Origin of the sequence: Corynebacterium sp. (assembly GCF_022712195.1) — a bacterium.
Taxonomy (GTDB): domain Bacteria; phylum Actinomycetota; class Actinomycetes; order Mycobacteriales; family Mycobacteriaceae; genus Corynebacterium.
Genome location: NZ_JALAGY010000012.1, coordinates 1 through 10,862, shown reverse-complemented (window position 1 = coordinate 10,862; position 10,862 = coordinate 1). Strand labels below are relative to the sequence as shown.

The window sequence follows — 10,862 nt, the reverse complement described above, 5'->3', positions numbered from 1 at the left end:
GGGTGGGAAGTCCGGCGGTACGTCCGATCACGCCCCTGGTGGCGTGCCTTCCGCATATGCTCGACACCATGCCGCACTTCACCGCCGACGCAGCCCGTCTCAACGCCGCCCGACGCGCCCGCGAACTCGACAGGCTGCGCACCGGTGCCGACAGCACCGGCGGGGCGTACCACGTCGACCTGGTCGTCATCGGCGCCGGTGTCACCGGTGCCGGCGTCGCCCTCGACGCGGTGACCCGCGGGCTGGACGTCCTGCTCGTCGACGCCCACGACATCGCCTTCGGCACGTCCCGGTGGTCGTCCAAACTCGCCCACGGCGGGCTGCGCTACCTCGCCACCGGCAACGTCGGCATCGCCCGGCGCTCCGCCCTGGAGCGCGGCATCCTCATGGGCACCACGGCCCCGCACCTCACCCGCGCGATCACCCAGGTCGTCCCGGTGCAGGACCGCTACACCCGGGGGCAGAAGACGGCCCCGCGTATCGGCTTCATCGCCGGTGACGCGCTGCGGGTCGCGGCCCGGACCCCGGCGTCCACCCTGCCGCCGTCGCGGACGGTCAGCCGCCAGCGGGTCGCCGAGCTCTGTCCGGCGGTCGACACGTCGGACCTGCGCTTCGGCTACGTCAACCACGACGGCCAGCTCATCGACGACGCCCGCCTGGTCACCGCCCTGGTACGCACCGCGGCCGGCTACGGCGCCCGGGTGGTCACCCACTGCCGCGCCGTGGAGGCGCACGGGAACTCGGTGGTGCTGCAGGACGTTCTGGACGAGGGCTCTTCCCCGGTCACCGTCTCCGCCGGGGCCGTGGTCAACGCCACCGGTGTGTGGGCGGGCCACCTCGACCCCCAGGTCACGGTCCGGCCGTCCCGCGGGACGCACCTGGTCATCGACTCCGCCGCGGTGGGGAACCCGACCGGTGCGCTGACCGTCCCGGTACCGGGACACAGCAGCAGGTTCTGCTTCATCCTTCCCCAGCAGCTGGGCCGCTGCTACATAGGCATCACCGACGAGGACCTCGGCACCGACACCATCCCGGACGTCCCGGAAGTTCCCGACTCCGACGTGCAGTGGATCCTCGACGTGGTCAACCAGGCCCTGGCCGTGGACCTCACCACCGACGACGTCCTCGGCGCATTCGCCGGGCTGCGTCCCCTGGTGCAGTTCAACACCGGGAAGGACGGGGCCGACGGGGAGCCGTCCTCCACCGCCGACCTGTCCCGCGACCACGTGATCCTCACCGGTGAGGGCGAGGACGCCAACCTCGTCACCGTCACCGGCGGCAAGCTCACCGAGTACCGGCTGATGGCCGAGCAGACCGTGGACCTGGTCGCCGACCTGCTGCAGGACTCCGGCTCCACCCCGTCGGCCTGCCGGACGACCTCCACCCCGCTGGTCGGGGCACCGGGCGCCCCCGGTGTCGAGGACGTGCGCCCCAGCGACCTCGCAGGGCTGCCGGCATCGATGGTGGACCGGTTCGGGCACGAGGCGCCCGCGGTGCTGCGCACCTGCCCGGTGGACCGCCCGCTGGAACCGGTGGCACCGGGCATCGACACGGTGCGGGCGGAGTTCGCCTGGCATGTCACCCATGAAGGGGCCCTGACCGTGGAGGACCTCATCGACCGCCGTTCCCGCATCGGTCTGGTCGACGCAGACCGGGCGGCCTGCCTGGCCACCGCGCAGGAGATCCTCGACGCGGTCAGGTAGTCGGGGGAACCGGAAAAGAACTCAAGAACTCAGAAGAACTCCCGGGGTGCCGCCCACCGGCCGTACCTCTCCTCGCCCCGCCGACGTACTGGCATACTGGTGGGCATGAGTCCGATCCAGCCCATGTCAGTACCCGAGCCCAGACCGGCGTCAGGAGCGTCCTCGACCACCTGGGCGTCCGTCACCGGTGCCGACCCCGACCACTCCAGGCGCTACATCGCCCGGTGGGAGGGGTTCGAGCACGAGGGCAGGGACATCGACGGTGAGGCGCGGCTGATCGACGCCATGGCCCCCCGCCACGCCCGTGTCCTCGACGCCGGCTCCGGGACCGGGCGCGTCGCCGCCAGTCTCGCGTCCCGCGGGCACGTCGTCACCGCCGTGGACATCGACCCGCAGCTCGTGGACTACGCCCGGGAGCACTACGCCGGGTCCGGCGTGGAGTGGCACGTCGGCGACCTGGCCTCCTCCGACGACGTACCGGTCGGCCCCTTCGACCTCATCGTCTCGGCCGGCAACGTCCTGGCGTTCATCCCCGACGCCGCGCACCGCCAGGCACTCGGCGTCCTGGCCTCCCGGCTGGCCCCGGGGGGACGCCTGGTCGTCGGTTTCGGCCTGTCACGGGGCCGCTCGGTGGAGGCCTTCGACCGGGACGTGGCCGCGGCGGGCCTGCGCACCGTCCAGCGGTTCTCCTCCTGGGAGCTGCACCCCTTCGAGGACGGCGGAGCCTCCGGTGACTTCATGGTCGCCGTGCTCCAGCCTGCCGCACCGCAGGGAGGTGGACGCGATGAGTGAGTCCACACCTGTGGCCCAGGTCGTGTTCCGCCACAACCCCACCAGCGCCCCGCCGTGGACCTACTACGGCATCAACGCGCCGATGACCGGGGGTGCGCAGAAGCTCTCCGAGGCGAAGTTCGCCGCGAACCGGGACCTGCAGTTCCTCTCCGGGGAGGACAAACCCGCGATGCGCAGTTACGCCGAGTGGGCCGTCGAGCAGGAGACCAGTCCGGAGGGGCTGCCGCACTCCACGCCGGCGATGTACGTGCGTTCCCTGCAGGACGAGGACACCAACCAGCGACTGCACCGGCAGAACCTGGCCCAGGCGTACCTGGAGGGGCTGCGCTCCTCACCGGAGATCCGCACCTCCCTGCCGGCGCTCGTGACCGGGGACGGTGACGAGGACAGGGACGGTGAGGGGACCGCGTCGGACGGTGCGGGCAGCACCGGCGGTGGCGCCGACGGGGCCGAGGGCCCGGCCGACGTCATCCTGGTGACGCTCTTCCCCACCGACCTGCTGGGGGACGCGCTGCTGAACCTGACGGCGATGGACACCGTCATCTTCTGCCTGCCCGACGGCGACTCCCTCGGGTTCCTGCCGGTCTCCGGCTCCGACGTCTGGCCGTCCGACGGTTCAGAGGGGATGCTGGAACGCTTCGGCCTTGACGAGTTCGCCACCGTCCAGGACCTCATGGACGCCAGCGACCCCGGCGGGGAGTGACCGCCCGCACCGGTCAGTACGGCGGGGCGTAGCCGTAACCCGGGTCGACGTACCCGTACCCGGGGTCGACGTAGCCGGGGTCGACGTAACCCGGATCGGTGTAGCCGGGGTCGACCCACCCCTGGTCCGGGGCCGGTGCGGGGGCCGGCGGCTCCGCCGGTGCCGGGGCCTCCCCGCCGTCACCCGGTCCACCGGCGCCGTCGTCCTCACCCGGCTTCGGCAGCCGGAAGACGTCCTTGCCCACCTCGCCCTCCGGCGCGGCGGGCGCGACGTCCCCCGCCTCGTCCGCCGCGCGGCGGGACTCCTCCAGCGCCTCCGGGTCGTACATCTGGCGGGAGATCTCCGGGGCGAGCATCGCGGCGAAGAGGTTCGTGAAGTGCTGGGCGTCGCGGTAGACCAGCACATTGCCGACCACCCCGGGGCAGCGCCCGTCACGGCACACCGCGTCGGTGAGGTCGATGTTCGTCAGGTCGAGACCACGGTAGGCGGCCAGCGCGGGGTTCACCGGGGCCAGGGACTCCGCCTCGTCCACGCCGCAGTCCTCGCCGCGGTCCTCCGCGACGCACAGCCGGGCGTTGCCCTGGACACCGGGGGCGTCAAGGACCCACGGGGTGTCCCGCACACCCCAGGTGTGGATGCCCGCGTCGGAGAGCCGGCGCACCATCTCCACGTACTCCGGCGGCACCTGGTCCGGCCCGTCGCCCTCGATGGTGGTGGGGCGCGTGACCGTCATGAAGATGCCCTCGGACGGCGGGTTCTCGAAGATGTAGTCCTCGGCCTTCTTCTGCCACTCGCGGCACTCGGGGTAGTCCGAACCGTCCCACTTGGGGATATCCATGCCGATGACGCAGCCGAGCTTCAGCAGCGGGACGATCTTGAAGTGACGCTGCTTGGCGATGAGTTCGAGGGCCGGCAGGTAGTGCTCCGAGTGCGAGCCGCCGACGAGGTACATGGTGCGGTCGGAGTCCACGTCGCCGTACTCGCACGGCTCGTCCTCCTCGTTGAACCACTTCGTCATCACCAGGTCGGTGTGGCCGAAGTGGGCGAGGCAGCCGTCCTTCAGGGTGTCCGCGAGCATCGGCGCGTCGTCCGACGGGTCCGGCAGGACGGGAAGTCCGTCGGGGACGTCGGCGTCCTCCAGGAAGGCGTTCGGCCCGGGGTACTCGGCCGGGTCGACGTCCTGCACGCCGAGCTCCCGGGCACGGCTGTCGATCCGGGCCTGCGCGACCGGCCCGAAGGCGAACACCGCGCCGGTGGCCAGCACGATCACCAGGGTGGCGACGACCTTGCCACGGGAGCGCAGCGACGCCCGCCAGTAGCCGCGGTCGAGGAGCACCCACGAGCGGTGCGGCTTGATCTTCTGCCGCAGCGGGGTCTCCACCAGCCGCAGCGTCAGCCACGCCAGCAACAGCGACAGGGCGATGACCCCGGACCCGACCACGGCGCCCTGGACCGGCCCCAGGGTGGCGGTGATGCCGCGCAACCCGCCCGCCTGGGAGGCGGTGGACGTGGAGAACCAGAAGGTCGCCAGCGTGAGCAGCGGCCAGTGCCACAGGTACAGGCTGTAGGAGACACGGCCGAGGAACTGGAAGAAACGGCCGTCCAGCATCCGGCTGACACCGGTGGACGGGGCGGGCTCCCCCACCCCGTCGACGGACTCCGGGTTGCCGGCGAAGATGACCAGCATCGCGCCGGCCAGCGGCACCAGCGTCCACGGGCCGGGGAACTGCGCCGCACCGTCGAGGAACAGGCCGGTGACGATGATCAGCACCAGGCCCGCCAGGCCCGCCGGCCAGCGCACCCACCGCAGCGACCTCGGGATGGCGATGCCCAGCAGCCAGATGCCGAAGAGCCCGCCGAGCCCGATCTCCCAGAAGCGCGACAGCGGGGAGTAGTAGTTCGTCGCCTGGTCGTGCTGGCCGAGCCAGGTGGCGTACCCGAAGCTGGCGAGGGTGCCGAGCACCAGCAGCCAGTGCAGCACCGTGGCCCCGGCCCTCCCCCGCCTGCGGAACAGCGCCGCGAGCAGGGCGATGACCAGCAGCGAGCCGAGGTAGATCTGCATCTGCACCGACATCGACCAGATGTGCTGGTACAGGCTGACGTCCCGGTTGATGGCCGTGTACTCCTGGCCCTCGCTGGCCAGGTGGAAGTTCTGCACGTACAGCAGCGACGAGGCGGCGTCCGTGCCCGCGTTGACCCACCTGACCTCGGCGTAGACCACCACCGCCAGGACAAGGGTGGCGCCGACGACGGTGATCAGCGCCGGGTACAGGCGCCGGAAGATCCGCAGGAAGGACTGCACCACGGTGAGCCCGGCGGGGTTCAGCGCGTTGCGGATCTGCGGGGCGAAGAAGAAGATACCTCCGACCAGCAGGAACACGTCGACACCGGAGGAGACCCGACCGACGAAGACGTGGAAGATGACGACCAGTGCGATCGCCAGCCCCCTGAGCCCGTCGATGTCCCGGCGGTGCGACGGCCGGGGACGTCCGGCGGACGCACTGTTCGTCCCTGGCTGCGTGGTGGAAGAGTTCATGGCGCGCTACAGCATACCGCTCCACAACTCGGTTTCAGAACACATCCCCGCTCCGGAGCGTTACACGGGGGTGTCCGCCTGCCGCCGACCGCGCAGGTGAACGGGGTTGACCCGGGGCGGGCTCAGTACGGCGGGGCGTAGCCGGGCCCGCCCCAGCCCGGATCCACGTAGCCGGGGTCGACCCAGCCGGGGTCCACGTACCCCGGCGCAGGCACAGGGGCCGGTTCAGGGGCCGGTTCAGGGGCCGGTTTCGGCAGGCGGAGGACGTCCTTCGGGGCCAGGGCAGGGGCCGTCGCGCCCCCGCCGTCACCGTCGGTGGCGCGCACCGCCCGCGCGGCGACCCGGCGCAGTTCATCCACGGGGTCCGGGTGGTACATCTGCCGGGAGAGCTCCGGGGCCATCATCGTCACCCAGGTGGGCGTGAAGTGGTTGCCGTCCCGGTAGACCAGGACGTTGCCGACCACCGCGGGGCAGACGCCGTCGCGGCAGTAGGCGGCGGTGAGGTCGATGTGGGTGATGTCCAGGCCCCGGTAGGCGTCGAGGGCCGGGTTGTCCTCGAGCAGTTCCGCGGCGGACGGCCCGCACTCGTCGGGGTCCCCGCCGTCGGCGACGCACAGCATCGAGTTGCCCAGCGTCCCGTCGGTCTGCCGCCACGGGTTGTCCCGCACACCCCAGGTGTGGATGCCCGCCTCGCTGAACCTCCGGACGACGTCGACGTAGCCGTCCGGCACCTGGTCGGGGCCGGCACCGGTACGCGCGGTGGGGCGGGTGCTGGTCATGAACACCCCGTCGGTCGGCGGGTTGTCCAGGATGTGGCGGGTGACCTTCTCCTGCCAGGCGTAGCACTCCTCGTAGTCCCCGCCGCGCAGCCGCTCGATCTGCATGCCGAGCACGCAGCCCATCTTCACCATCGGGACGACCCGGATCCCGCGTTCCCGGCCGATGATGTCGAGCGCGGGGATGAAGTGCTCGGAGTGCGATCCACCGGCCAGGTACATCGTGCGGTCGGAGTCGGTGTCACCGTAGGCGCAGGGAACGTCCGAGGCACCCTTGTCCCGGGTGAACACGAGGTCCTCGCCCTCCACACCGACGAGGCAGCCGTCGAGGGAGATCTGCGGCAGCATCGTCTCCCTGTCCCACACCGCGGCGGGCTGGACGTCGACACCCTCGGGGACGGGCGCCCCCTCCAGGAACGCCCTCGGGCCCGGGTAGTCGTCGTCCTCCGGCCCGTCCACACCGGCGACGAGGGTGGGCCCGGTGGTGCCCATGTGCACCAGCCGTTCGGACGACAGCACCACCGCGCTGGCGACGACAAGCACCGCCACGGTGACGGTCTTCGCCCGCGAACGCAGCAGGGCGGCCCAGTACCGCCGGTCCCACAGCATCCAGGAACGCTCCGGCTTGCCCTTCTGCCGCAGCGGCGTCTCCACCCAGCGGTGCGTCAGCCACGCCGCCACCAGGGAGACGGCCACCACCCCCGTGCCGACGGCGACGCCACGCCCGGTGCCCAGCGTGGCGGTGATGCCGGCGAGACCGTCCCCCGTGCCTGAACCTGTGCCGATGCTCTGCCCCTGGGTGCCGGCCGTGTCGGAGAAGAGGTAGGTTGCCAGCACCAGCAGCGGCCAGTGCCACAGGTACAGGCCGTAGGACGTCTGCCCCAGGAACTGCGGGACGCGCCCCTCCAGCAGGCGCGTCACCCCCACGGACGCGACGGTACGGCCCTCGGCCGCGGCACGGACGCGGTCACCGTCCGGTTCCAGGACCGGCGTGCCCGCGACGATGACCAGCACCGCACCCGCCAGCGGCACCAGCGTCCACGGTCCGGGGAACTGCGCCGCACCGTCGAGAACCAGGCCGGTGAGGACGATCAGCGCCAGGCCCAGCACACCTGCGGGCCAGCGCAGCCACCGCCACACCCACGGGATGCCCCGGCCGACCATCCAGATGCCGAAGAGCCCGCCCAGGCCGATCTCCCAGAAGCGGGAGAACGGGGAGTAGTAGTTCATCGCCTGGTCGTGGACGCCGAGCCACACCGCGTAGCCGAAACTCAGCACGGTCGCCACGGACAGGGCACGGTGCAGCACCCGGGAACCGGTGCGCCCCCTCCCCCGGAACAACGCGGCGATCACCACGATGACCAGCAGGGACCCGAGGTAGATCTGCATCTGCACCGACATCGACCAGATGTGCTGGAACAGGCTGACGTCCCGGTTGACCGCGGAGTACTCCTTGCCCTCGGCGGCGAGGTGCAGGTTCTGGACGTAGAGCAGGGAGGACGTCGCGTCCCCGGCGGCCTGCGCCCACCGCGAGACCGGGTAGACCGCCAGTGCCAGCAGCATCACCGCCGACACCACGGTGAGCAGCGCCGGGTAGAGCCGCCGGAGGATGCGCACCACCGACTGCACCGGGGTGAGCCCTGCGGGGTTCAGGGCGTTGCGGATCTGCGGGGCGAAGAAGAAGACGCCGCCGATGAGGAGGAAGACGTCGACGCAGGCGGAGACCCGGCCGACGAACACGTGGAACACCACGACCAGGGCGATGGCGAGCCCCCGGAGTCCGTCGATGTCACGTCGGTGGGTACGACGGTCCGACCGGCGCCCGCCGAGAACGGGCGCCGGCCGCGTCCCTGTGGTGGTGTGTGCCGGCTTCATGTCGCCCCTGATATTAAGCCCGCTCTCAGCCCATTGCCGGATACGACACTCGCGTCACCGGCGGTACCGCTCAGTACTGCGGCGCCCAGCCTGGGCTGTAGGGGTCGACGTAGCCGGGATCGACCCAGCCTGTGCCGGGGTCGACGTAGTTCGGGTCGACCGGGGCCGGCGCCTCAGGTTCCCCGGGACTCTCAGGTGCAAGGTAGCCGTCCTCCCCCGGTTTCGGCAGGCGGAACACGTCCTGCGCCGGACGCTCCCCGCCGTCCGTGCCGTCCTTCCCCGCCTTGTCGGCGGCCTCGGCGGCCCCTGCGGCCTCCGACTGCTCCACCTGTGCCTGCGGGTCGAACATCTGGCGGGTGATCTCCGGCGCCAGCAGCTCGGAGAACCGGTCGGTGAGGTGCTGGGAGTCACGGTAGACCAGCACATTCCCCACCACCGCCGGGCACCGTCCGTCACTGCACACCGCCGGGGTCAGGTCCAGGTGGGTCACGTCGAGGCCGTCGAGCGCGGAGATCGCCGGGTTCGCCGGCGAGAGCGCCTCGTCCTGCGCGACGCCGCAGTCGCCGTCGCGCTCCTCGGCGACGCACACGCGCGCGTCGAGCTGCGCACCCGGGCCGGACATCATCCACGGGGTGTCCCGCACACCCCAGGTGTGGATCCCCGCGTCGGAGAACTCCCGGACGGTGTCGACGTACTCCTGCGGGATCTGGTCGGGACCGTCGCCGCGGATGGTGGCCGGGCGGGTGACGGTCATGAACACCCCGTCCGTCGGCGGGTTGTCCAGGATGTGGTCGGTGGCCTTCTTCTCCCATTCGGCGCACTCGGGGTAGTCGTCCCCGCTGAGCCGCGGCAACGCCATGCCGACGACGCACCCCATCTTCAGCACCGGCACGATGCGGATGCCCCGCTCCGCGCCGATGGCGTCCAGGGCCGGGAGGAAGTGCTCGGAGTGCGAACCGCCCGCCAGGTACATCGTGCGGTCGGAGTCGACGTCGCCGTAGGCGCAGGGCTCGTCGGACCCGTTGAACTCCCGGGTGAGGATCAGTTCGGTCTCGGAGAACCCGGCGAAGCAGCCGTCGTCCTGCGTCTGCGGCATCATCGGACCGACCTCGGTGGTGTCGGGGACGACCTCCACCCCGTCGGGCGCCTCCGCGCCGGCGAGGAATGCGGCGGGTCCGGGGTAGTCGCCGCCGTCGAGCGGTTCGGTGGCCAGTGAGGCCGCCCGGGTCTCGTTGTAGCGCGAGACCGACGGGCCGAAGACCATCACGGCCACGCTGACGACCACCATCACCGCGGCGACGGAGACCTTGCCCCTGCTCTGTGTCGCGGAGCGCAGGTAGGTGCGGTCACCGATGACCCACGACCGCGGGGGCCGGCCGGTCTGCTGCAACGGCAGCTCCACCAGCCGCAGCGTCAGCCAGGCCAGCAGCAGGGAGCCGGCGATCACCCCGGTGCCGACCGCGGCACCGGTGCCGGTGCCCAGCGTCGCCGTCACCCCCTGCAGTCCGCCGTCGCCGGAGGACGCCGCGGTGTCCGGGGAGGGCTCCGCACCCGCGCCGCCGGCGACGAGGAAAGTGACCAGGGTCAGCACCGGCCAGTGCCACAGGTACAGGCTGTAGGCGATCCGCCCCAGGAACTGCAACGGCGCAGTACACAGCAGCGCGGTCACACCCCGCCGGTCCGGCGCACCGGCCACCTCGTTGCCCGCCAGCACCACCAGCACCGCCCCGGCCAACGGCACCAACGTCCACGGCCCCGGGAACTGCGCCGCACCGTCCAGGAACAACCCCGTGCACACAATCAACGCCACACCCAGAACCCCCGCAGGCAGACGCAGGTACCGCCAACCGGCGGGCAACACCCGCCCCAGCACCAGCATCCCGAACAACCCGCCCAGGCCGATCTCCCAGAACCGCGACAACGGCGAATAGTAGTTCGCCCCCTGATCCTGGCCACCCAACCACGTGGCATAGACGAAGCTCGCCACCGTGGCCACGCCCAGGAGGACGGCGAAGGTGGCGGTGGCGCCGCGGGACGGGCCGCCGGCGCGGCGTAGTGACCACCGCCGGAACATCACCGCCACCAGCGCGATCACCAGCAACGACCCCAGGTAGATCTGCATCTGCACCGACATCGACCAGATGTGCTGGAACACGCTCACGTCCGTGCTGATCGCGGCGTAGTCGTCGCCCTGGGCACTGAGATGCAGGTTCTGCAGGTACAGCAGCGACGCCGCGGCGTCCTTCCCCGTCCCCGCCCACCTGACCTGCGAGTACACGACCACGGCGGCGAGTAGGGAGACAGTCACCACGGTCACCAGCGCCGGGTACAGACGCCGGAAGATCCGCAGGAACGACTGCACCACCGTCAACCCCGCCGGATTCAGCGCGTTACGGATCTGCGGGCCGAAGAAGAAGATCCCGCCCAACAGCAGGAACACGTCCACACCCGCCGACACCCGGCCGACGAACACGTGG

Annotated in this window: 6 protein-coding genes; 3 read left to right on the top strand and 3 right to left on the bottom strand. The window is 71.4% G+C overall.

Annotated elements, in window-relative coordinates:
• Positions 1-68: 68 nt before the first annotated feature.
• From Q0A34_RS01655 to Q0A34_RS01645, 3 genes are all read left to right on the top strand, one after another.
• Positions 69-1,703 carry a glycerol-3-phosphate dehydrogenase/oxidase gene (locus tag Q0A34_RS01655; protein ID WP_291477847.1) on the top strand — a complete coding sequence of 545 codons (1,635 nt, stop codon included), beginning with the start codon at positions 69-71 and terminating at the stop codon, positions 1,701-1,703.
• A 105-nt stretch (positions 1,704-1,808) separates the two neighbouring features.
• Entirely contained in the window at positions 1,809-2,495 is a 687-nt protein-coding gene (locus Q0A34_RS01650) for a class I SAM-dependent methyltransferase (RefSeq protein WP_291477846.1), read from the top strand.
• The gene (locus Q0A34_RS01645) at positions 2,488-3,198 is read left to right on the top strand and encodes a hypothetical protein (protein ID WP_291477843.1); all 711 of its coding nucleotides are present in this window, start codon (positions 2,488-2,490) and stop codon (positions 3,196-3,198) included. Before Q0A34_RS01650 ends, Q0A34_RS01645 begins: the two co-directional genes overlap by 8 nt.
• Before the next feature lie 13 nt (positions 3,199-3,211).
• On the opposite strand, the gene Q0A34_RS01640 is transcribed toward Q0A34_RS01645, so the two are convergent.
• The 3 genes from Q0A34_RS01640 to Q0A34_RS01630 form a co-directional block, all read right to left on the bottom strand.
• The gene (locus Q0A34_RS01640; protein ID WP_291477842.1) at positions 3,212-5,734 is read right to left on the bottom strand and encodes an acyltransferase family protein; all 2,523 of its coding nucleotides are present in this window, start codon (positions 5,732-5,734) and stop codon (positions 3,212-3,214) included.
• 122 nt (positions 5,735-5,856) lie between these two features.
• Positions 5,857-8,385, bottom strand: coding sequence for an acyltransferase family protein (locus tag Q0A34_RS01635; RefSeq protein ID WP_291477840.1), 2,529 nt, complete (start codon positions 8,383-8,385; stop codon positions 5,857-5,859).
• A 70-nt stretch (positions 8,386-8,455) separates the two neighbouring features.
• Positions 8,456-10,862, bottom strand: a 2,407-nt coding sequence (locus Q0A34_RS01630) for an acyltransferase family protein (RefSeq protein ID WP_291477839.1), incomplete at its 5' end; no start/stop codon positions are given.

Coding starts and splice junctions, on each gene's coding strand:
- Q0A34_RS01655 (WP_291477847.1), top strand. CDS start 69: ATGCCGCACTTCACCGCCGACGCAGCCCGTCTCAACGCCGCCCGACGC.
- Q0A34_RS01650 (WP_291477846.1), top strand. CDS start 1,809: ATGAGTCCGATCCAGCCCATGTCAGTACCCGAGCCCAGACCGGCGTCA.
- Q0A34_RS01645 (WP_291477843.1), top strand. CDS start 2,488: ATGAGTGAGTCCACACCTGTGGCCCAGGTCGTGTTCCGCCACAACCCC.
- Q0A34_RS01640 (WP_291477842.1), bottom strand. CDS start 5,734: ATGAACTCTTCCACCACGCAGCCAGGGACGAACAGTGCGTCCGCCGGA.
- Q0A34_RS01635 (WP_291477840.1), bottom strand. CDS start 8,385: ATGAAGCCGGCACACACCACCACAGGGACGCGGCCGGCGCCCGTTCTC.